Source organism: Ruminococcus turbiniformis, assembly GCF_020687545.1.
Classification (GTDB): domain Bacteria; phylum Bacillota; class Clostridia; order Lachnospirales; family Lachnospiraceae; genus Mediterraneibacter; species Mediterraneibacter turbiniformis.
Genome location: NZ_JAJEQX010000036.1, coordinates 15034 through 36411, shown reverse-complemented (window position 1 = coordinate 36411; position 21378 = coordinate 15034). Strand labels below are relative to the sequence as shown.

The 21378-nt window shown below is 46.2% G+C and carries 21 protein-coding genes; 14 read left to right on the top strand and 7 right to left on the bottom strand.

Going from position 1 to position 21378, the window contains the following annotated elements; all coding sequences use genetic code 11:
- The first annotated feature begins 108 nt into the window (after positions 1–108).
- Positions 109–453, top strand: a complete 345-nt coding sequence (locus LKD70_RS15655) for a sensor histidine kinase (protein WP_227708813.1) — start codon at positions 109–111, stop codon at positions 451–453.
- 72 nt (positions 454–525) lie between these two features.
- Here the strand turns inward: LKD70_RS15655 and LKD70_RS15650 are convergent, their stop codons facing one another.
- Both LKD70_RS15650 and LKD70_RS15645 read right to left on the bottom strand, forming a co-directional pair.
- Positions 526–942 (bottom strand): winged helix-turn-helix domain-containing protein, encoded by a 417-nt coding sequence (locus LKD70_RS15650; protein WP_227708812.1) that lies wholly within the window; start codon positions 940–942, stop codon positions 526–528.
- A gap of 31 nt (positions 943–973) precedes the next feature.
- Positions 974–1330 carry a response regulator gene (locus tag LKD70_RS15645; RefSeq protein WP_227708811.1) on the bottom strand — a complete coding sequence of 119 codons (357 nt, stop codon included), beginning with the start codon at positions 1328–1330 and terminating at the stop codon, positions 974–976.
- Between the two features lie 264 nt (positions 1331–1594).
- On the opposite strand from LKD70_RS15645, the gene LKD70_RS15640 reads away from it, so the two are divergent.
- The 4 genes from LKD70_RS15640 to LKD70_RS15625 all read left to right on the top strand — a co-directional run bounded on the left by LKD70_RS15640 (position 1595) and on the right by LKD70_RS15625 (position 6591).
- Positions 1595–2344 (top strand): ABC transporter ATP-binding protein, encoded by a 750-nt coding sequence (locus tag LKD70_RS15640; RefSeq protein WP_227708810.1) that lies wholly within the window; start codon positions 1595–1597, stop codon positions 2342–2344.
- A 14-nt stretch (positions 2345–2358) separates the two neighbouring features.
- Positions 2359–4332, top strand: coding sequence for an FtsX-like permease family protein (locus LKD70_RS15635; protein ID WP_227708809.1), 1974 nt, complete (start codon positions 2359–2361; stop codon positions 4330–4332).
- A gap of 116 nt (positions 4333–4448) precedes the next feature.
- On the top strand, positions 4449–6011 hold the full coding sequence (locus tag LKD70_RS15630; protein WP_227708808.1) for a sensor histidine kinase: 1563 nt from the start codon (positions 4449–4451) through the stop codon (positions 6009–6011).
- Positions 5989–6591 carry a response regulator transcription factor gene (locus tag LKD70_RS15625; protein ID WP_320442610.1) on the top strand — a complete coding sequence of 201 codons (603 nt, stop codon included), beginning with the start codon at positions 5989–5991 and terminating at the stop codon, positions 6589–6591. The genes LKD70_RS15630 and LKD70_RS15625 overlap by 23 nt, the downstream gene beginning before the upstream one ends.
- Positions 6592–6915: 324 nt before the next feature.
- On the opposite strand, the gene LKD70_RS15620 is transcribed toward LKD70_RS15625, so the two are convergent.
- The 5 genes from LKD70_RS15620 to LKD70_RS15600 form a co-directional block, all read right to left on the bottom strand.
- Positions 6916–7332 (bottom strand): winged helix-turn-helix domain-containing protein, encoded by a 417-nt coding sequence (locus tag LKD70_RS15620; protein WP_227708806.1) that lies wholly within the window; start codon positions 7330–7332, stop codon positions 6916–6918.
- A 169-nt stretch (positions 7333–7501) separates the two neighbouring features.
- A complete protein-coding gene (locus LKD70_RS15615) occupies positions 7502–9517 on the bottom strand; it encodes an ABC transporter permease (RefSeq protein ID WP_227708805.1) in 2016 nt (671 codons plus the stop codon).
- Positions 9504–10274, bottom strand: coding sequence for an ABC transporter ATP-binding protein (locus LKD70_RS15610; RefSeq protein WP_227708804.1), 771 nt, complete (start codon positions 10272–10274; stop codon positions 9504–9506). The genes LKD70_RS15615 and LKD70_RS15610 overlap by 14 nt, the downstream gene beginning before the upstream one ends.
- 126 nt (positions 10275–10400) lie before the next feature.
- Positions 10401–11417 carry a sensor histidine kinase gene (locus tag LKD70_RS15605; RefSeq protein WP_227708803.1) on the bottom strand — a complete coding sequence of 339 codons (1017 nt, stop codon included), beginning with the start codon at positions 11415–11417 and terminating at the stop codon, positions 10401–10403.
- Complete coding sequence (locus LKD70_RS15600; RefSeq protein WP_227708802.1) at positions 11414–12076, bottom strand: response regulator transcription factor; 663 nt, start codon at positions 12074–12076, stop codon at positions 11414–11416. Before LKD70_RS15600 ends, LKD70_RS15605 begins: the two co-directional genes overlap by 4 nt.
- Before the next feature lie 414 nt (positions 12077–12490).
- Between LKD70_RS15600 and LKD70_RS15595 the strand changes: the two genes are divergently transcribed.
- From LKD70_RS15595 to LKD70_RS15555, 9 genes are all read left to right on the top strand, one after another.
- A complete protein-coding gene (locus LKD70_RS15595; protein ID WP_227708801.1) occupies positions 12491–13276 on the top strand; it encodes a single stranded DNA-binding domain-containing protein in 786 nt (261 codons plus the stop codon).
- 170 nt (positions 13277–13446) lie between these two features.
- A complete protein-coding gene (locus LKD70_RS15590; RefSeq protein ID WP_227708800.1) occupies positions 13447–14217 on the top strand; it encodes a hypothetical protein in 771 nt (256 codons plus the stop codon).
- A 15-nt stretch (positions 14218–14232) separates the two neighbouring features.
- Positions 14233–16047: an AAA family ATPase gene (locus LKD70_RS15585; RefSeq protein ID WP_227708799.1), complete on the top strand. Its 1815-nt coding sequence runs from the start codon at positions 14233–14235 to the stop codon at positions 16045–16047.
- A gap of 19 nt (positions 16048–16066) precedes the next feature.
- Positions 16067–16318 carry a helix-turn-helix transcriptional regulator gene (locus LKD70_RS15580; RefSeq protein WP_227708798.1) on the top strand — a complete coding sequence of 84 codons (252 nt, stop codon included), beginning with the start codon at positions 16067–16069 and terminating at the stop codon, positions 16316–16318.
- A 3-nt stretch (positions 16319–16321) separates the two neighbouring features.
- Complete coding sequence (locus LKD70_RS15575) at positions 16322–18439, top strand: nitric oxide reductase activation protein NorD (protein ID WP_227708797.1); 2118 nt, start codon at positions 16322–16324, stop codon at positions 18437–18439.
- Positions 18440–18462: 23 nt separating this feature from the next.
- Positions 18463–19149, top strand: coding sequence for a hypothetical protein (locus LKD70_RS15570; RefSeq protein WP_227708796.1), 687 nt, complete (start codon positions 18463–18465; stop codon positions 19147–19149).
- Positions 19150–19232: 83 nt separating this feature from the next.
- On the top strand, positions 19233–19760 hold the full coding sequence (locus LKD70_RS15565; RefSeq protein WP_227708795.1) for an AbrB/MazE/SpoVT family DNA-binding domain-containing protein: 528 nt from the start codon (positions 19233–19235) through the stop codon (positions 19758–19760).
- Positions 19761–19775: 15 nt separating this feature from the next.
- Positions 19776–20318, top strand: coding sequence for a sigma-70 family RNA polymerase sigma factor (locus LKD70_RS15560; protein ID WP_227708794.1), 543 nt, complete (start codon positions 19776–19778; stop codon positions 20316–20318).
- Positions 20315–21373, top strand: a complete 1059-nt coding sequence (locus LKD70_RS15555; protein ID WP_227708793.1) for a TRM11 family methyltransferase — start codon at positions 20315–20317, stop codon at positions 21371–21373. The genes LKD70_RS15560 and LKD70_RS15555 overlap by 4 nt, the downstream gene beginning before the upstream one ends.
- Positions 21374–21378: the final 5 nt, after the last annotated feature.

Genomic DNA, 21378 nt, shown 5'->3' with positions numbered 1-21378 from the left:
AAGCTGAAGTTCTTTTTCTATAAAAATTTCTTCATCTGTTAAGTGAAAGTAGGAAATATCAAAAATATCAGCAACTATGCAGCATTGACCGCAGTGAAGTGAATTATCATGAATAATTCAGGTTTATTGTTGCAACGGATGCTTGGAAATTTAATCCATAATAGCATTGTCCATAATCCAACAGGATGTATAATCGGATTTTCCGTAGGCAGCCATGAGAATAATTGCATTTTTATTGTCTCTGATAATGGTCATGGCATGAGTGAACCTCAACTGAACGCGCTGAACAGCAACGAAGATATTTTCAGCTCGCAAAAAAGTGAAGGCGATACAGAACATGGATTAGGTTTGAAGATTGTGCGTCAGATTGTAAAGGCGCATCAAGGAACAATACAATTTTCTGCGATAATTCCACATGGTTTGAATGTTATTATCACCTTACCAATAGAGTAAAATATTTTTCTGAAAACAGTATAGTGTTGCTTTTATATATCTATAAAAAAGAGTTATAAACATCCCAGGGGCTCATTCCCCTGGGACATCTACAAACTTGTATCCGACTCCCCACACAGTCTGGATATATTCTTTTGTTGTTACCTTTCGCAGCTTCTGGCGAATATTCCCGATGATACAGAACACCGCACTGCTTACATCCACAGGCTCCTCCTTCCAGACTGCCTGATAGATCTGTTCTTTCGTGAATACCTGCTCTGGGTGACTGGCAAGATAAACAAGTGTCTGAAATTCATAAGTCTCTGTAAGAGGAAGTACGTTCCCCTGATAAGAAATCTGGTGCTTGTCTGGATCTATGCGAAGACCGGAATACTGAAAAACCTTATCCCTCCTTATCACTGGTTTCTCTGTATTGAATTTTGCCAGAAGCTGCTCTGTAACTTTTCCAGTTGTATCCGTGGTGCGGAGGATGATTTCAATCTGTTCCATTGCTCACCACCTGTATAAAATTTGAAAGACATTATGCCGTTTCAGTGTTAATCAAAGATTTAATTTTCCCGATTAAGTCATCATCGGTCTTGGAGCAAAACGCTCCTCTGCAAAGTTTTGTTCTTTGTGCAAGCAAACAATCATCATCCCCAGAAATAAGCAGGAAAGGGATCGTGATTCCTCTTTGACGTATCTCTTCGAGCAAATCCAGTCCTGTACCGTCTTTTATATTGAAATCAGAGCATATTGCATCAATTTTGGTATTTTCCAGCACTTGCAAGGCTTCTTTTACTCCTGATGCCTCATAAACTTCAAAATGCTTTTTCATAATAGAAACTAAAAGCCTCAAATAATCTAAGTTATCATCAACAACAAGCAATTTCTTCATTCTTTCTTTTGTTCCTCCCTTTCCCGTTATCCCCTTACTGCGTTAGTTCTTTCCTCTCGCCCTTGCTTATGTATAGTTATCCTTTGGGTTAATGACTTCTCTTTGTTCATAAAAGCCCCTCTTTTTCTAACATAAATTTATTTTATATCAGTAACATACTGAAAGGCATGAGTAATTCGCGCAAACATGAATGCGTGAATTACTCATGCCTTTTCCTTCGCAGAAAACTATACTGAATTTGTACTACGAAAGGAGCGAATGTATATGAGTACGCTATTACAAGTTATGGATGTAACCAAAATTTATAAGAACCAGCCCAAGCCCGGCCTTGACCATGTTTCTTTTGAAGTTGAGAAGGGTGAGTTTTTGGGCATCATGGGGGCCTCCGGGTCTGGTAAAACGACCCTTCTGAATGTTCTTTCTACAATCGACATTCCGACCAGCGGGCATATTGTTATGGGGAAAACTCATATTGAAAAACTCGGTCAAGGACAGGCCGCTGATTTCCGTAAAAATAACTTAGGCTTCATTTTTCAGGAATATTTTCTTTTGGATAGCTTGACAGTGAGAGAAAACATTGCCGTCCCGCTGACTTTGCTGCACAAACCGGCAAAAGAGATTGACAAAAAGGTGGAAGAGCTGGCCGAGCTGTTTGGAATTGACTCCCAGCTAAAAAAATATCCCAGCGAATTGTCCGGCGGCCAGCGGCAGCGTGTGGCGGCGGCTCGCGCAATGGTAAAACGTCCTCCTCTGATCTTTGCGGACGAACCCACCGGCGCACTGGATTCCAGTTCTGCCACTGAACTGTTGACAGCATTAACAGAAGTCAACCATACTTTGGGAACCACAATTCTCATGGTAACCCACGATCCCTATGCTGCCAGCTATACGGATCGCATCCTTTACTTCAAAGATGGACATATCATCTCTGAACTACAACGTCACGATGCTGAACGGCGACGTTTCTATGAAGCTATCATGCAGGAATCGGCCCGCCAGGACGAGAAGCGGTAACTGGGGGTGATTATATGAATTTAGCAACAATAGCATTAAAAAATCTGAAACGGAACTTTTCTTTTTATTCTCTGTATCTTGTTTCCGTTTCTTTCGTTTTGATGATTTATTTCTGCTTTACCTCTTTTTCCATGAACAAGGTTATCATGGAAAAAATCTCGTCGGATGGCCGTGTAGAAATGATGTGTAGCGTAGTTGCGGTATTTATCATGGCGTTTGTTGTGTTCTATATGTTCTACTCAAACAACTTCTTCATGCGACGCCGGATGAAAGAATTGGGCATTTATGCTCTGCTTGGATACCGAAAGGGGGATATGCTTCGCCTGCTGACCATAGAAAATATCTTTGTTTGCCTTGGCGGAATGTTCATCGGCATTTTAGCTGGTAGCTTGTTGCACATTGGTATAACGGCAGGAATTGTTGCTTTACTTGGATTGACGATTGATATGGGGGCAATTCCGTTTATCAATCCACAGGCTGTCAGCTCAATCTTCCTGTTTATCCTTGCTGTACTGCTTACCCTTACACTTTCCAATGCAGGATTGCTTCTAAAATCAACCCTTTTGGACTTGGTTCGTCTGGAGAAAAAAGTGGAGAAGCCAGTTCGTCCCAATATCGTTTTATCCGTTATTGGAATTATTGCTCTCCTTGGTGGGTATGCCTTGGCACTGGATATGGTTCGGGGTGATCAGTCTGTTTGGACAACGATTGGTTTTTATCCTATTGCATTGCTAACGCTGGTACTGGTAGTAGTTGGCACAGTGTTGACCATCTATTCTTTCGTACCTTTCGTATGTCAGTGCATCAAAAATCGTCACAGCGTTCTGTACCGGGAAAACACGATTATTGTTGCTCCCAAATTTATGCACCGTATCCGCTCCAATGCAAAGTCACTGATTCTTTTGATTCTGCTGGTTGCAGGAACGCTTTCCGTTTTTGGCGCAACCACGCTTTCAGTTTGGTATCCTTACAGAGCCGTGGAACGAATTATTCCTTCCGCTATCGAATACCGGGTTGAGGACGAACAACTGAACAAGCAGGCACTGGAAGCACTGGCTGAAGGACTAAACGGGCAGGAATATCAGGTACAAGAAACCAACTTGCTAAAAATCACAGCCTCGTCAGATCGGCTTCCTGATGAATACAGCATTAGCAGTGAAGGAGTACGCACACCTGGATTTGAGTGTATGAGGCTGAGCGACTACAATACTTTACTGAATAGTCAGGGAAAAGAAAGTTCCATTTCTGAGCTTAGTGATACGGAATGTGTTTTGGTGAAATATCGACCAGACCCTGAAAACTCTGATGTTGGTGCTGTTTATCATCTGGATATTGGAAATGGTATTTCAACTGATGTAACCGTTGTTCAGACCACTTTGGATAACCCGATTGGATTCGCAAATAGTGTTGCCACGCTTCTTGTTTCCGACCAACTTTATCAGAATATCGAAAGCGGACAGCCGGAGAAAATCACTGTTGTGAGCATCAACGGCGGAATGACCCGTTCCGATGGAACTGCCTATACGATTTTGAAAAATACTATGCCGGACAACATCTATCTTGCAAGTGCCTGGCAACGACAGACAGAAATCATTCAGCTTAACAGCTCTACCTATCTGTTGATTGCATTTGCCACGATTATCTTTCTAATTGCAACTGGCAGTATCCTCTACTTTCAAAATCTGTCTGCTGTCACCTATGATCGGGATGATTACAATATCCTTCAACGCATGGGATATAATAAAAATATGATAAAACGATGTGTCCGCCGTCAGATTCAGATTTACTTTGTGATTCCTTATGTGATAGGTATGCTGCACAGTGTTTTTGCCATTATATGTTACAAATCAGCATTAATGGACGATGTACTGGGCCAGGCCGGTGAGGTTGTTCTGCCTATTGCCTTGGCCATTGGAATTTTTACCATCGTTTACTTTATCTACTATGAAGTGACGAAATACTCCTGCTATAAAGCGGCCATGAACTAAATTTACCGCAGGCGGCTGGTTTCCTTACAGAAGCCAGCCGTCTGCGGCTACCCATTTGCTTCACTTGCAGATTTAGTCCATGTCGAGTAGAATAAATGCAGATGGGAGGTGCCACCGTGAAACGAAAATATATGGTAAGACAAGGTCTGATGATACTTAATCAGCTATTTCTTATCGTGTTTCTTTGTGTAATGAATACTGTCGGAGCTAAAATACCAGCGGAAAATACCGTTCACATTGTACTTCTGACACTTTTATTTTTTGACGGATACTACATATCCGGTAAAAACCTAAAAGGAAATCCTGTCCTATCAAAATTTGCAATTCTCCTTGTAGTATTTGGATGGTATTTTGGACTATCTCTATTTTCTGCCTACCCCCTTGCCGATGTGGCATCCATTGTTATTCTACCAATTTGCCTGTATCAACTGGTGAACTTCGTACAGGCGTTTCTTTTTCAAGGGGCAAATTACAAGGGAAGAAAACTATTTCTGTCCGGGATAGCCGCAATCTGCTTTACAGCGACTATCGGCTTTTTCTTTGACAGAGGGTGGTTTTATGCCCTCTACAACATTCAGTTTATAGTTTCCTTTGGTTGGTGTATTGCTATATCTGCAATCCATCATAAACGAGTATGGTTTGTTTTAAGGAGTCAAAGAAAGCAGCTCCTATTTTCTGTGATTTTTGTTTTGCTTCCATTTATTTGCTACACGGCAGTTTTTTCCAAAAAGGAAAACTATGTTGAGCAAATGGGGCTATACTTAATTGTCATACTTACATTTGTCAGTATCCACAGTATCATTTTTCGGGCGAAGTCGCAGAAGCCTTTTTTTACATTAAGCTGGCCTATAACAGCCATTTTCCTTTTTATGTGCATTGCCAGCTTCGTACTGCTCGTATGGCTGTTTGGTTTGCCCATTTTAACGGCAGTTACGTTACTTTACTTGCTCATTTTCTGTGGACTGATCTATCGCCTGCTACTGTTTTGGAAAGCAAGCAAATCGGATAATTATGCCTCAGATGCAGTTCCTTCTTTTTACGAATATACCGTAGCACAGCTCAAACATGAAGAAGCGTTGAGAAAGGAATTTACCAATTATCTGCATGATGATATTTTGCAGGACATCCTCTCGATGAAAAACCTGTTGCACAAAGCCGGACAGCCTGAAGTTCAGCGACTGCTGGATGATACGCTGCGGAAACTGACATCTTCCATACGTTCTCAAATGCAGGCATATCATCCGAAATTGTTAAAGAATTTGACCTTCAAGGAAAATTTGCAAAGCGTCCTTGACTCCATCACTAACAACAGTAACACCACAGTTACCTTAGAATGTAAGGACGATATTTTTCTGGTAGAGCCATATACCATGTTGATCTGCCGATTTGCAAGGGAATTGACCGTAAACGCCCTCAAACACTCTCATGCAACAATGATTGAAGTAAAACTGCAACAAGAGCATGACATGATCGCCCTGCAAGTATCCGATAATGGTGATGGATTTTCCATAACGGCGGACAATCCATCACCTCATCATGGACTATCTTCTGTCAATGAGCAGGTGACTTTTCTGAATGGGCACATGACAATCAAAGCAAATCCAGAAGATGGGACAAATGTTGACATCCGCATACCCATGAAAGGAGATGAATCCTATGCGAGTTTTGTTGGTCGATGACCATGCGCTTTTTGCTCAAAGTCTGGCGATTGTATTATCAGACTTTCCATCCATCGAACAATTTTCAAATATCAAATCTGTTGATGAAATAGAGGCAACGATTGAAAGGGACAAGCCGAATATTTTGCTGATGGACATCAATCTTGGAAAACTATCCGAAGAAGATGGTTTGCTCCTGGCACAGAACCTTTTGCAAAAGTATCCCCACCAGAAAATTGTTATCTTGTCGGGCTACGACCTTCCAGTTTATCGCAAAGAAGCTAAGAAGCTGGGAGCAAAAGGTTTTATCAACAAGGATATTGAACCAGAAGAACTTCTGCACATTCTGGAAGCAATAAATAATGGTTCCACCTACTTTGAAAAAGATGGAGTCTATGTAGAGGAGCTGACAGAAACCGAAAAGCAGGTTCTGCGTATGCTGGCGAATGGCATTAAGAGGAAGGAAATTGCCGAGCAGCTTTTTATGAGTGAGAGAACCGTTTCTAATCACTTGCAGCATATATTTGAAAAATTAGAAGTTTCCTCTGCAGTAGAGGCTGTCACAAAATCTATCCAGTTGGGATATATCCCTCCACTTTAATTAGCCTCAACATAAAACAGCCTGCATCTACAGGCCGTCCTTGTTGATGGTATTCTGTTCAGTCTTTTCGCCGGATCACGGGAACCTGTTTTACCTTTTTGCCTTCTGTCCGCTCTTCCAGAGCAAATACCTTATTGCTGGCAAGCTCAGAAACCCACCATAAATAGTTTTATTCCATTTGGTACCTACTATATCTTGTGCTACTATAATCTTGTATTTGAGTCTTGTGTTATCCCGAAACGGGAGTCCGGGCCATTCACCCAGGACACATGCTATTAAAATTAGAATATGAGCATACCTTCATACTGAAAACATCCCAGGAGATTACTCTCCTGGGACATCCACAAACTTGTATCCGACTCCCCACACGGTCTGGATATATTCTTTTGTTGTAACCTTCCGCAGCTTCTGTCGGATGTTCTTTATGATGCAAAAGACAGCACTGCTCACATCCACAGGCTCTTCCTTCCAGACTGTCTGATAGATCTGTTCTTTCGTATAGACTCTCCCTGGCTGACTGGCAAGATAAACAAGAGTCTGAAATTCATAAGTCTCTGTAAGAGGAAGTGTGTTCCCCTCGTAAGAAACCTGATGTTGGATCGGATCAATACAAAGACCGGAATACTGGAGAACCTTATCATTCTCTGTCACTGTTTTCTCCGTATCGAATCTTGCCAGAAGCTGCTCTGTTACCTTTCCAGATGAAGCGGTGGTCCGAAGAATGATTTCGATTTGCTCCATTGCTCACCACCTGTTCAATTATAAGTAGTGATTATTTTCTTTTTTTCTTAATAACATGGACGACAACAGCAATAATAATAACCACGGCTATAACGCCAATTAAAGGCAGCCATGTGTCAACAATACTCTGGAACACAGCATCCCATTTGACATTTTCAGGCAACATAGTTTACACCTCCATTTCTTTTTGCTCTGTAACCATCCGTTTACAGGATAGATAAGTTGCGATAAAGTAGCTCCCGTACACAATAAGAAAAAGGATAATAGTAAGCCCCACATTCGTTGCAATATGGATGTTCATAAATTCCTCAACGATTTCCATTCCCTTTCCGATCAGAAGAATGGAATAAAGCCCGGCCACTATTAAAGGAACAGCGAAAAACACACCTGTTTGAACTAAAAGGGTACGGTTGATTTGCTGCTGTTTCGCTCCCAATTTTTGCAACAGTCCGTAGCGGTAAATATTATCCGTTGTCTCTGTCAACTGTTTAAGCGCAAGCATAGCTGCACAAATTAGCAGGAAGATCAGTCCGACATAGCAGCAAATAAATGTTACCAGTGCATTGATGCCATAAAACATATCATACAGCATATTCTTTTCGGAATAACGGTATCCGTGGGTTTCATCTAAACCGATTGGGATCATTTTCTGTAATACTTCATCGGGATTGGTTTCTTCTTTATATTGCACCAACAGGGCATTTACATCTTTCGACAGCGTGGTTACAACGCTGTCCGGCACGATTAAGGTACCACGGTCATTGTTGCCAACAGAGGTCATAACATAAGTTTCTTGAAGGACTTCATCAGAAGCACGCTGCAAAGTAACTCCCCCAACCGACAATTCAGAATGAGTACGCAGGGCCTCACTCACATATTGATAAGTGCCTTCATAGTTACAGTTTAGCAAGTATTCCCCGTCATTTAGTGCAACTGGTTCTTTGCCCTGCATCGCTAAAGCCCGGTTAAAATCTGAGATAGAAATGACGGACACTCTGCTTTGTGGAACAGCTTCATCAATCGGCCACAAATTCAAATCCTGCCCCGCAAATAGGTCTGTGTAAGTCATATCAGCATCATATACACTGATCTGCTCCATATTTTTTGCATAGTCCGACATCTGCACATCACAAGTAGCCAGATAATCGGTAATATCGCTGTCACCGTCAATGGAGACATCGGAAAATACAGTCAGGTCATACGGTGTTGCGGCTTGGGATAACTTATTCATTGCCAATGCGGTACTTGCTCCAATGGAAACGGCACAGATTGTAATAGTCAACAGGCCGCAAACAACGGTCATTACAAAATAATTGGTGCGGATTTTGCTACCAATCTGTCGTACCAGAAAAGTATTTAAGCCTTTCAGGTAAAATCCCTTATTGGAACGTATAAACTGAATGAATACTGCTGCAAATGAGTAAAACAGCAAAATGGTTCCAAAAACTAATGCAAGTCCGGCAATCTGGAAAGACATATTTTCCCTCGATGGCAATATACCGTTTTTGTAAAAAAGAACTCCGGCAATACCAATGCAGAGAATTGACAGTAGAAACATCAAAGCAGGAAGTACACGATTTTGGCTTTTCAGTCGTTCATTCTTCCGGCTGGCCGTCAACAGGTCAATCAGTTGAACGCTGGAAACAGACCAGACATTAAAAAGCATAACGAGGAAGAAAATCAACGCAAAGCAGATCACCGTCTGTCGGAAAGCTCCCATCGAGAACACAAGCTGGTATTTGTCCAGTTCAATAGCAAATAATTTCAAGGCAATTAGTGAAACGCCTTGTGAAAGGATAAATCCCAAAATCAAGCCAACTGCGAGAGCAATCACTCCAACACAGAATGTTTCACCTGCAAAGATACGTGAAATCCGTCCCTTTTTCATGCCGAGCATCATATAGATACCCAGCTCTTTCTTTCGCCTCTTTAAGAGAAATTGATTTGCATAAATAATCAAAAATGCCAGCACAATAGCGATTAACACGGAAAGAGCAGAGAGCAAAATACCAAGCTGGTCGTACAACAAAGTCCGTGTCATCCCCATTTCCGAGAAAGCCGGTTGGTCGGAAATGGAATTAAACGCATAGAACAGACTAACCGAGATCATCAGGGTAAGAAAGTAAATCAGATAGTCCCGAAGGTTCTTATGCACGTTTTTGAAAATCAGCTTACAAGAGGTCATTTTGCTCACCTCCCAGCACAGACACCACTTCCAGTATCTTAGAAAAGAAATTCTTCCGGCTGTCAGAACCGCGGTTCAATTCATGGAAGATTTTCCCGTCCTCGATAAAAAGAATACGGCGGCAATAACTGGCAGAGAAAGCATCATGCGTAACCATAAGGATCGTTGCAGACAGCCGTTCATTCAATTCTGTCAGCATCGTCAGAAGCATCCGTGAAGAATTGGAGTCCAATGCGCCGGTCGGTTCATCTGCCAGTACGATTGCTGGATTTGTAACCATTGCGCGGGCTGCCGCGACACGCTGCTGCTGACCTCCCGACATCTGGTAAGGATATTTTGACAGCACTTCGGAAATGTTCAGCGCCTCGGCAATCTGTTTTACACGCTTCTGGATTTCCGCAGGTTTGCCCCCTGCAATAGACAGCGCCAACGAAACATTTTCATAAGCTGTCAATGTGTCCAGCAGGTTAAAATCCTGAAATATAAATCCTAACTTTCGGCCACGGAAATCAGAGAGCCGTCCGCCATGCAGCGTCGTAATATCTTGTCCTTCTACAAAGATATGGCCGCTGGTTACAGTATCAATCGTAGAAATGCAGTTGAGCAGGGTGGTCTTGCCAGAGCCGGACGGCCCCATGATCCCTAAAAACTCTCCTTTATCAACCGTAAACGAAATATGATCCACAGCTTTTGTCAGGCTGCCTTTGTTGCCGTAATATTTTTGGATGTCGTCTACCCGCAAGATTGCATCATTCATAGATTTCAGCTCCTTTCGCAAAGAATTTCTTCTCTTTGCATTTTTACAATATCATATCCAGTTAGGATGTGCCATTAAGTTAGATTACATTTAGATTACCAGAATGTAAGGTTGGAAAAAGGCGGGTCATACGCCCGCCCCTTTCACAAAACTTTCTGTTGGAAAATATAAAGTTACTGTTGTGCCATTTCCTTTCTCGCTGCTGATGGATATGTCTATATTCATCTTGCCGCACAACTTTTTGCAAAGATAAAGACCAATTCCGGTTGATTTCGGAAAGCGGCGGCCATTTTCACCTGTAAATCCTTTATCAAAAACACGGGATAAATCCGCTTCATCAATCCCAATCCCGTTATCATGTATTTTTAAGAGTACCCTGTTTTTCTCCACCTCAGATGCAAAGCCAAGGCAAAAATTATCACGCCGGTATTTAATCGCATTAGATACAATTTGACCGATTACAAATGCACAACTCTTACTATCCGCACAAACAGATATGTCCAGTCCTTTCATTTGGATGCGACCACTGGCCTGAATAATTGGCTTGGAATAGGTTTTCAGAGCGGCGCTGACAAGGGCTTTCAATGTGGTTTTCTCCACCTTAAAGTCTTTCTCTACGTCACTGCTTCGAGCATAATATAGTACCTGTTCCACAAAGGCATCAATTTTACGAAGTTCATCATCTATCTTGAGTGTTGTAGGGTTCTTTTCATTTTCTACAATCAACCGTGCCGATGTAATAGGGGTTTTGATTTCATGCACCCATGTATCTAAAAAATCCCGGTAATCCCGGCTCTGCCTCTGCATTTCGGCAATTTTATCATTTTGATATTTCGTGTTCTGGCGCAGAATATCAGAAATAATTTGAGCATCCAAAAAGGTGGGACGCTCCGCAACTTCCATTAGGAGTGTTTTTTCGTCTAATTGTTCCAGTATCCTAAGCAGCCTGTTATAATATCTGCTTCTTCGATGAAAGTCCCAAATAAATGAAGCCAAAAAGAAAAACAGAAAAATAACGTTCGCAAATGCAATTAACACCGATGGTACTTCAATCAACCACAACAGCCCAAACAGCAGACCTTCTGCAACAACAAAGCATACGATGGAAAAAATACGGTCTGAAATATAATCAGTCAATTTCATACGCTATACCCCATACCACGTTTGGTTTCAAGATAATCAGGCAGGCCAATCTCTGCCAGCTTCTTTCGTAATCGAACAACATTGACATTTAGCGTATTCTCGTCAATAAATTCCTCGCTCTGCCAAAGCTCATCAATAATGGCATCTCTGGGAATGATATTCCCTTTGTTCAGCATGAGCATACGCAAAATTCCAAATTCATTTTTTGTCAGTTCCAGTTCTTTTCCATTGTGGCTTATCGTGGCCCTCAAAAGATTAAGTGTCAATCCTTTATGAATAAGCAGCGTATTTGATTGTACTTCGTAAGTTCGGGCTAAAATTTTTTGAATACGTGCAAGAAGCACCTGTCCATTATATGGCTTGGAAATAAAATCATCGGCCCCAATGTTAAGCCCCATTAACTCGTCAAAGTCTGTATTTCTACTAGTTAAAATTATGATGGGAATATTTGATTTCTGGCGGATGTTCCTGCAAACTTGAAATCCATCCTGATAAGGAAGATTGATGTCCAACAAGACTAAATCCGCATTTGAAGACAGGGCTAATTCCCCGATATTCTGAAAATCATCCGAGGCTTCACATTCATACCCATATTTTTTAAGCAGCTGGAACAATTCTTCACGAATAGCAATTTCGTCTTCTATAATAAAAACTTTCATATAGTTTATCCCTCTTTCTAACATTGAAATCTGTCCAGTTTCAATTAAGTAACTTCCACAATATTCGTTTCTTAGTATCTTATGAGTTGATTATATCATATCCAAACGTATGTAAATAATTAAGTTTTATTATCTAATTCCATCAATACAACCGTTATATATTGTATACATACAACCGTTATATATTGTATCATTTGCATTTGACACCTACCATATCTTGTGCTACTATAATCTTGTATTTGAGTTTTTGTGTCATCCCGAAATGGGAGTCTGGGCCATTCACCCAGGACACATGCTGTTTAAGTTGGAAAATCGTGTCATTATAATGCCGTTTTTTACGGCACTGTAATGGCACTTTTTTTATTTTCACTATTTTTTATTTTAACGCCCAAAGAGGCAGAAAGGAGAATTTCTATGTCAGCAATCATCTTTTTACCAGGGAGGCCAACAACGGATCCTCAGATCATGCAGGCAAAGAACAGCAACACAACCTATACGACTCTGGATATCTCCTGCCCCCAGCGGGGAGCAGACGGAAACAAAGAGACCGTATTCTATTCCTGTTATTTCAATTCATTTCTGGCAGACCGCCTGATCAAAGCAGGTGTGAAAAAGTCAACCGGCCTGATTATCATTGGAGAGCTGGAGCTGCATCCCTTCATTCATCAGAAAGGGAAAAACCAGGGGAAACCGAACTCCGGCCCCAGCGTGGTTGTCAAAGACTGGCAGTTTGCGCCCTTGACTTATGCCGATGAAAACGGAACCAATCCCGGTGTACCCGGAGGCGCTCCTCAGAACGGCTATGGACAACCCGGAGGCGCTCCTGTTCCCAATCAGCAGGGCGGATACCAGACACCTACACAGGGAGGCTATCCACAGGCATCCGGTGCTCCTGCCGGCAATTATGCACCTGCAGGCGCCGCACCGCAGAACCAGAATGGATATGCACGGGGAGGACAGGGAAGAACAAATGCTCCACAGGGGAACGTACCGCAGAACGGTTACAGACAGCCCCAGAACGGCTACGCTCCGAATCCTGGAAGCGCACCGAATTACGCACAGGGCAATCCGAACCAGCAGCCTTCCGGCGGCTATGCTCCTGGAAACGGGGCAGCTCCTGGAACACAGGGCGGCTATCCGGGAGATGGATTTACCCAGGTTACAGAACAGCAGGCAGAGACACTTCCCTTTGTCGCTTGATGCTGACCACAAAAAATTACATAAGGAACGATCCATGTAGAGAATTGCACCCGGAGACTACTCCGAACAGGCAGTTCTTTTTTTTGTGTCCGCACGGGATCCAGGAGAGCGCCGATCATCGGCTCTCCTGGGTGCGGCACAGCAAGTTTAGGAAGAAAGGAAGAATTTACATGAAAGCAAAGAAAACCAGAACGATCAAAAAGACGTTACAGATCACCGTATTGTGCCTGTTTGCGGCGGCATTTCTGCTCCCAAAGGGAAGCCAGTCCTATCTGATGACTGGCATCGCTGCTGCAGGAGTCCTTGTTTCCCTGGCAATCCTTATCATCCCTCCGCTTGCTTCCGGACTCCGGAAATTGCGGATTCCGACTGGAAGGGCAACGGATACAGGAAACGGGAACTCAGATCTGGAAACCATCCTGATCCGGCAGATCAGCTACCAGATTACAGACACACTTCAGTCTGCTTTTCCGGAAGCCACCTGGGAATTTGCAGAACCCCTGCGTCTTTCCCACCTGCTGGATGGCGATGCGATCCGCTTATCTACCAGAAACACCGGTAATCATAACTTTGCAGAGGTGTCTATGGATGAATACGGCAGCCTGCATCTTCAGATGCTGACTGTCTCTGCGTTGAAACGGAAAGGCGACAAAGCCGCATCCCCGGATACGCCAAAGGTTGATCCTGCGTCCTGGTACTCCCTGATCGGGAAACCATTCCTTGTGGAAATGATCGGGAATTTACAGGCAAAAGGACACCAGAAGCTGTTCATTGGAGAACAGGGGGACGTTTATATCCTCAACGGGAAGGAGCCGGAGGTAAAGGGCAAGCTGGAGCATTTCCCGCCGAAAGCCTACTGGCCTGCACTCCTGCAGGTGTTTGCCGATGATGAACTGGATGCGGCAGAAACGGAAAACGCAGTGGAGATCACCTGGGCATAAGGAGGAAAAGCAACGATGGCAAGTGGAAAATTAGTGGAGAGCTGGACCTTCCAGCGCACGCTCCCAGAACCATTCAAAGACTATACGGATGACGCCGTGTTTAAGAATATCGCATCCAAATACTGTACCCAGCCGCAGAAGAGAAGCACCCTCCATGCGGCTACGCTGCAGGCCGTCCTGACCTATATGGAACTGGAGGAGCCCGCAGGTGGGAAGTCGGCAGAAGAACTGGGTGCAATCGGGAGCCAGACCAATACCTATACGGTGGCAGAATATCCCAGCCGTACCGGAGAACTTCATGTGGTGGTCTATAACCCTGCAAACGGGAAATTTATTGCCGGGAAGTACACGGTGCCGCCGGATACGGAAAATACACCGGAGAAATATGTATTCAAAGATTCCGAGAATACAGGAACTGCTTTGTTATTCGCTCTGATGCCTACGTTTCTTTCCGATGAGGAGTTCAATGAGAAATACCAGCAGTTAAAGGAATACCGTGCAGCCGGTTATCCGGACATGGACGAGGCGGCAGAAACGGCGGCTGTCCTTTGTGACAACGCTTATCGCCGGATCCGATACAGTGATACGCTCGCAACGGGAGGGATCCGCACGGATATCGCTCCCAATGGTGTCATCCCGCTTTTGAAGCCGCTGGCTCTTCAAACGGGAACCTATGCGCCTACAGAGATCATCCACGGGGCGTTCCAGGTACTGAAGCCCGGCAACACCTTTAAGAAGAAAGCGGAAGTCATAGCGAAAGCAGATTTCATGGGGCAGTATGTCTTATCACCTGCCCGTGTGCTGACTCCGGAGGAGGAACTGACCGTCCCGGTACTGCCGGACTGGTATATCATTCCGAAGGAAGTCAAACGGATCTGTGAACACGCAAAGATCACAACGGACACGGTACAGCCCATGCGGAACTTTCTTCTGCGTGGCCCTGCCGGCACGGGAAAAACCGAAGGAGCCAAAGCAATCGCTTCCGGGCTTCATCTTCCCTACCGTTGCCTGACCTGTTCCGCAAATACAGAGGTATTCGACCTGCTCGGACAGATCCTTCCGGATGTGGACGGGAAACGTACTGCCCTGGAGCGGCAGTATCCGTCTTTCCAGGACATCATGCTGGATCCTGCCAGTGCTTATGAAAAACTGACCGGGACCTATGATGAAAATGTTACAGAAGACCAGGTCTACAAGCAGCTCATTGATACCATTTTTGATGAAATGCACGAATACTACGACTCCAAAACCAGCCAGCAGAATTTCCGTTATGTGGATACGCCGCTGGTGGAAGCAATACGGAACGGATACCTGATTGAGATACAGGAGCCGACGGTCATTGCAAATCCCGGTGTGCTGGTGGGATTAAACTCCCTGATGGACCGATGCAACAGTGTGTTTCTCCCCAACGGAGAAACGGTTCAGCGGCATCCGGATATGGTGATCGTCGTAACAACCAACAATGACTATGCAGGCTGCAAGCCTTTAAACCAGTCCGTAATCTCCCGAATGAACCTGGTCGTTGACTTGGATGAACCGGATGAGGAGACACTGATGGAACGGGTGCTTGGCGTTACCGGCTGCAAAGAGAAAAAGACTGTTCAGACAATGGCACGGATCGTCCACTCCATCTCGGAATATTGTCGGGAAAACCTGATCACAGATGGATGCTGCGGTGTCCGGGAGCTGATTTCCTGGGTGCAGTCCTATATGGTCTGCGGCGATATCCGGGAGGCGGCCCATTACACCATCCTGCCTTCTGCTACGGCAGATGCCATCAGCCGCACGGAAGTCGAGGAAAGCTGTCTGGATCCTGTCCTGCCGTCTTGAAAAGAAAGAAGGTGGTCCAATGGATAAAACGCCTCTTACAGAACCAGAAATGTATGCACTTCTTGCAAAAAACCTGTCCTACTTACGCAAATCTCAGGGCGGGCTTTCCCAAAAAACGGTGGCACGCTTCTTATGCCTGCCGCCAAAAACCATTATGAATTACGAAAACTGCAGGACAACACCCCTGGCCTATGCCGTCCTGAAACTGGCTCATTATTACGGCTGTACGGTGGAAGACCTGCTGACTAAAAATCTCACAGAAAGGAAATGAATCTTGAACAGCAATCAGAAAAAATTAAAACAGATGATCCGGGAAGAGGAAACTTCCATTCCCGACCAGGAATTTTTTACATCCTCTGCCTTCCATCAGTATCTGACCTCCCTGGCACGTGCTGCTACCGGGCGCTACTGCTACGGACTGCAGGCACTGATCTCTTGGGATGAGTCCGATGGTGCGGCACTGGCATACACAGACTCTTATAAGATCTACCTGAACGCGGCAAACCCTGTCACCCAGAGCTTTCCTTCCCGCTTCCTGCGGGCATTGAGCCTGGTAGGGATGACCGGGCATGAAACGGCACATCTTTTGTTTACGGATTTTACCACCCGGAACCTCTACCTGACAAACCTGGGGAACGGCTCTTTTTACCCGGAAGATCCTTCCGTGGAACTGCCGGCTTATCAGAAAAACCAAACGGAGATTCTGGACGCCCTGCAGGAAAAGGACAAGGCCGTATCTCTGACCTTGCAGACCTGTGCGGCTTCTCTTCAGAACATCCTGGAAGACATCTATATTGAAGCGAAGATGTGTGCTGCCTTTCCCGGCAGCTTCCGAAAAGGCATCCAGCTCAATAACCTGCGGATGCTGGAGCAGATCCCGGATCTTCACGAACAGCTCAGCCGGGACTACCAGCCGTTTACGATTGCAACCAACCTGCTTCTGGCCTATTGCCGGTCCGGCACCATCAGTAACCGCTTCCACAGCGACAGCGAATACCTGGATGTGCTGGCCGATGGTATGGAGTATATCGACACGGCGCTGGAAGCACCATCGATCAAAGAACGGCTGACTGCGACAAACTGCCTGCTTGTCCTGTTCTGGGACTTTATCAAACCGCTGGTAGAAGAAATGCGGGAAAAGCTGGAACAAAAGAATGAAACAGAAGCAACAGAGGAGCTTCAGGATCTTCTGGATCAGCAGATTGCGGGCAGCACGCCCATTCCTCTGGGAAAAGGTGGTGGGGAGGTAAAAAATATCCCTGCCGCCAAAGGAGACGCAGGCACCGATCCGCAAGACGCAGATTTCTTTTCTTCCAAAGGCCGTCAGGAAAGCCTAAAGGAAGCGGAAAAAGTGATGGCGGAGGAAGGCGGGCGGATTGCCCTTGCCAAGACCAGCGCTATTTTAGACGGCAATGATCCGGGCGTAACCTACGCATCCCAGTATGCCGGCACCGGCTATGAGGATGCGGCATCAGATATTGCCCGTGTCTTAAATGAAGCCGCAACAGAAAAAGCACAGGCAGCCTATGAGCAGCAGCTGACAGAAGAATTACAGAAAGCAGCAAATGATATCCATTACGGAAATGCCCATGCCGGTATCCATGTGACCATTCATCGGGTACAGGACATCCCAGACCGGCTGATCCGGCAGTATGAGGAAGTTGCACCTCCTCTTCTCAGGGCTTCTAAGCGCCTGCAGAGTTCCATACTGCCCCTCTTAAAAGAGGAGGCGGAAGGCGGAAAGCAGAAGAACCTTCTGTATGGACGGCGGCTGGATATGCGCTCCTTCCATCACCAGGACGGTTCTTTCTTCATAAGGACCAGGCTCCCAGCCGATGAACAGCGGCTGGCAGTAGGGCTCCTGATTGACGAAAGCGGATCTATGGGCTGGGGTGACCGTATCACTCACGCCAGAAAGACAGCCATTGTCCTTTATGACTTCTGTGTCAGCCTGGGGATCCCGGTGACCATCTATGGCCATTCCACGGATTACCGGGGCGTAGCCCTCTATTCCTATGCGGAGTTTAACTCTGTGGACGAGAATGACCGCTACCGGCTGATGGATATGATAGACCGCAACGGCAACAGGGACGGCGCAGCGCTCCGCTTTGTTGCAGAGCATCTGGCGAAAAGACCGGAGAACCGGAAACTTCTGATCCTGATCTCCGACGGTCAGCCAGCCGATACCGGTTATCGCGGCACGGAGGCAGAGGCGGACCTGCGGGGAATCAAGAAGGAATACGCCAGACAGAATATTGTTCTGTTTGCGGCAGCCATTGGAGAGGACAAGGATGCCATCCAGCGCATCTATCAGGAAGGGTTTCTGGACATTACCCGTCTGGATGACCTGCCGAAAAACCTGACGCTCCTCGTTAAACAGTACCTCAAATAAATCATAGAAAGAAGGGATAACTTATGAGCCAGTCTTATCAGAATCTGGCATCGGACCAGATCTGTAAGGTCCAGAATGACAAAAAACTGATTTCTTTTCATGACCGGCTACGGGCCGCTTTGCCTGGCAGCTATGCACAGATACACGCCAAAGGAGAGTTCTCAGAGAACAATCATAAGGTTCACTCGCTCATCGGCGTGTCTATCCAGGATTATTCCAACGGCACCGGGGAACGCAACATCATCACCCGGTTCCATTTAAGCCCGGAGCAGGTGCAGTTTTTCCTCACCCGCCTTACCGCAGGCTTCCAGGAATATGAGTGGAGTATCAGCAAGATCTTTGGGGAACCCGATCAGTACGGGTACTCCACCGCACAGCAGTTTTCCATTTCCAGACACAGCCGGATGTCAAACGGTCAGGAGATGAATAACCCATGGCGGATCCAGATCGTCAACGGAAAGGGGATCAAAGTACAGAATCGAAACGGCGGCTCCTATATGCAGTCCGGCAGCTTCCAGATGGAAAAATCGGCCTTTATCCTGCTCACGGACATGGATCTCTACCTGCTCTTAAAGCGGGTGGATGCGTATGTGACCGAGTGGGAGCGCTGCATTGCCCCGCCGCTGATCTCAAACGGGAAAGAGATGCTCGCAAATCAGCAGGCCCAGCGCCAGCAGATGCAGCGGCAGCCTTACCCATACGCAGCATAGAAACATACGATACAACCATGCAGGAAAGGAAGCGGAAGCACCGCTTCTTTTTCTGTTCCGGCGTAAAAGAAAGGACGGTTTTTATGAGTATTGCCGTGATACGAAACATGGATACCCAAGGGCGCATCATCATCCCTGCGGATATCCGCAAAGAGACAGGCATCCGCAGCGGCAGCACCCTGGAGATTGCCACGGACGGGACAACCATCCGCATCCGGAAGTGTATGCCCCGGAATACCGGTTCCAAAGAACTCCGGGATTTCCTGGAGCCTTTATATAAAAACATCCGCTGCGGGCTTGCAATCAGCAACACCGACTGCATCCTGGCGTCCAAAGGATGTTATCTGCAGGAAGGCGCACAGATCACAGAGGAACTGCGCTCTCTTATCGAGGAGGGCAGAGAAATGTTTTCTCAATCGGGCATCTGCCCGCCGGTTCCCGACTGCTCCCGGAAGGTTGCCGCACTGTTTCCGATCACTTTAGCTTGGGCTTCTAAAAAAGCGGCGCTATTGCTGATCCCGGAGTCAGGGCGGAATTTATCGGACGCTGAATGTAACTGCACACGCCTGATAGCAAACATGATTACCCGGAAATACAAACAGAATGATTAGAAAGGACGAATGATTATGAAAGCATTGCACCCATTAACAGAAGAACAGAGAATTTTCGCAGAGAAGCACCATGATTTTATCTATCAGTATCTGAACGGACGCCACCTGAATATCGAGGATTACTACGATACCGCAGTCTTTGGCTATCTGAAAGCCGTACAGGATTATCTGGAGAAACCGGAACTTCAGCAGTACCGCTTCTCCACCATCGCCCGCATCGCCATGCGGGATGCACTGGCAACAGAATGGAAGAAACAGAACCGTCCCATGCGCCGGGCCTATCTGGAGGAGTATCAGGAAGATACCGCTGAACTGGACGCTTTTCTTCCCACCCGGCAGGAACGTCTGGCAGAGGCAATGGATGACCGGAACCGCCTGTTGGCGCTTCTGGCTTATCTGACGCCGAAGGAGCGCCAGGTGGTCCATCTGCAGGCGGACGGCTACACCTACCACGAAATTGCTGAGATCTGTAATATTACATCCCACGGCGTACACAGCCGGTTCTACCGCCTCCGCAGAAAAGTACGGAGTCTGGAGGGAATGGAGGGATCCTTATGAATGACTGGCAAATTGCCCGTGCCGCCCAGCTTCTGGAAGCGGAATTTGGCCCGGACTGGCGAACCGTTGCCGGGATGCTTGGCACGGAAGGCTTACGGAAACGGGTGGGCAAGGAACTGACTTCCTTTTTAGCGTTCCCGGACAGGGGAGACGGCGGTGACAACCGGTGGCGTGGAAACTGCTCCCCGGAAGTGGTTGCCTCTATCCTGAAATACGTCCTGGACTGCAAGCAGTATGAAGGCAAGGATACCAGCCGGTTCACCCTGCTGGATCCGATGAGCGGCTCCGGCACTTCCAAAGCTGCCGCTGACCGCTTCCAGGTACGTTCCCTGTTATACGATTTGAACCCTGCGCCCGCCTTTGGGCGCGGGAACTGGAACGCCCTGCGGGATGATGTGGAGGATTCAGCGGATCTGATCTTTTTTCATCCGCCCTACCACAGCATGATCGTCTACTCCGGGAATGTGTGGGGAAATGCCCCGCACCCGGATGACCTGTCCCGCTGTGCAAGCTATGAGGAATTTCTGGATAAGCTGAATTACTGTATCCGCAAATTCTTTCTGGCGCTCAGAAAAGACGGCAGGCTGGCGGTGCTGGTGGGCGATATCCGCATGAACGGAAGGTTTTACAGTATGCAGAATGACCTGATGCGGATGGGGGATTTCGAGTCCTTCCTGGTAAAAGGGCAGTTCAACTGCACCTCCGATACCAGAAGATACCGGAAACCCTTCATCCCCATTGTGACAGAATATCTGCTGCTTCTGAAAAAGGCAGATGCCCTGCTAGTGCCATTCAGTGTCCGGCAGACCGGAGCTTTCTCCGTATCGGACACGGATCTGAACATCCTGACCTGGCACCACCTGATCCGGATGACCATGGAAAGCGCCGGCGGCACCCTGTCATTAAGTGAGCTGTATCTGCGTCTCGGAACCCATCCGAAGGCCCAGGCAAACCCACACTATGAGGCACGGATCCGGGCAACCATCTACGAACACCCGGAAGAATATGTCTTCGTTGCCAAGGGCTGTTACCAGCTCAGTTATCAGGTTACATAGAAAGA

Excerpts from the sequence above, each read along its gene's own strand:
- LKD70_RS15655 (WP_227708813.1), top strand. The coding sequence starts at position 109 with ATGAATAATTCAGGTTTATTGTTGCAACGGATGCTTGGAAATTTAATC.
- LKD70_RS15650 (WP_227708812.1), bottom strand. The coding sequence starts at position 942 with ATGGAACAGATTGAAATCATCCTCCGCACCACGGATACAACTGGAAAA.
- LKD70_RS15645 (WP_227708811.1), bottom strand. The coding sequence starts at position 1,330 with ATGAAGAAATTGCTTGTTGTTGATGATAACTTAGATTATTTGAGGCTT.
- LKD70_RS15640 (WP_227708810.1), top strand. The coding sequence starts at position 1,595 with ATGAGTACGCTATTACAAGTTATGGATGTAACCAAAATTTATAAGAAC.
- LKD70_RS15635 (WP_227708809.1), top strand. The coding sequence starts at position 2,359 with ATGAATTTAGCAACAATAGCATTAAAAAATCTGAAACGGAACTTTTCT.
- LKD70_RS15625 (WP_320442610.1), top strand. The coding sequence starts at position 5,989 with ATGCGAGTTTTGTTGGTCGATGACCATGCGCTTTTTGCTCAAAGTCTG.
- LKD70_RS15620 (WP_227708806.1), bottom strand. The coding sequence starts at position 7,332 with ATGGAGCAAATCGAAATCATTCTTCGGACCACCGCTTCATCTGGAAAG.
- LKD70_RS15615 (WP_227708805.1), bottom strand. The coding sequence starts at position 9,517 with ATGACCTCTTGTAAGCTGATTTTCAAAAACGTGCATAAGAACCTTCGG.
- LKD70_RS15610 (WP_227708804.1), bottom strand. The coding sequence starts at position 10,274 with ATGAATGATGCAATCTTGCGGGTAGACGACATCCAAAAATATTACGGC.
- LKD70_RS15605 (WP_227708803.1), bottom strand. The coding sequence starts at position 11,417 with ATGAAATTGACTGATTATATTTCAGACCGTATTTTTTCCATCGTATGC.
- LKD70_RS15600 (WP_227708802.1), bottom strand. The coding sequence starts at position 12,076 with ATGAAAGTTTTTATTATAGAAGACGAAATTGCTATTCGTGAAGAATTG.
- LKD70_RS15595 (WP_227708801.1), top strand. The coding sequence starts at position 12,491 with ATGTCAGCAATCATCTTTTTACCAGGGAGGCCAACAACGGATCCTCAG.
- LKD70_RS15590 (WP_227708800.1), top strand. The coding sequence starts at position 13,447 with ATGAAAGCAAAGAAAACCAGAACGATCAAAAAGACGTTACAGATCACC.
- LKD70_RS15585 (WP_227708799.1), top strand. The coding sequence starts at position 14,233 with ATGGCAAGTGGAAAATTAGTGGAGAGCTGGACCTTCCAGCGCACGCTC.
- LKD70_RS15580 (WP_227708798.1), top strand. The coding sequence starts at position 16,067 with ATGGATAAAACGCCTCTTACAGAACCAGAAATGTATGCACTTCTTGCA.
- LKD70_RS15570 (WP_227708796.1), top strand. The coding sequence starts at position 18,463 with ATGAGCCAGTCTTATCAGAATCTGGCATCGGACCAGATCTGTAAGGTC.
- LKD70_RS15565 (WP_227708795.1), top strand. The coding sequence starts at position 19,233 with ATGAGTATTGCCGTGATACGAAACATGGATACCCAAGGGCGCATCATC.
- LKD70_RS15560 (WP_227708794.1), top strand. The coding sequence starts at position 19,776 with ATGAAAGCATTGCACCCATTAACAGAAGAACAGAGAATTTTCGCAGAG.
- LKD70_RS15555 (WP_227708793.1), top strand. The coding sequence starts at position 20,315 with ATGAATGACTGGCAAATTGCCCGTGCCGCCCAGCTTCTGGAAGCGGAA.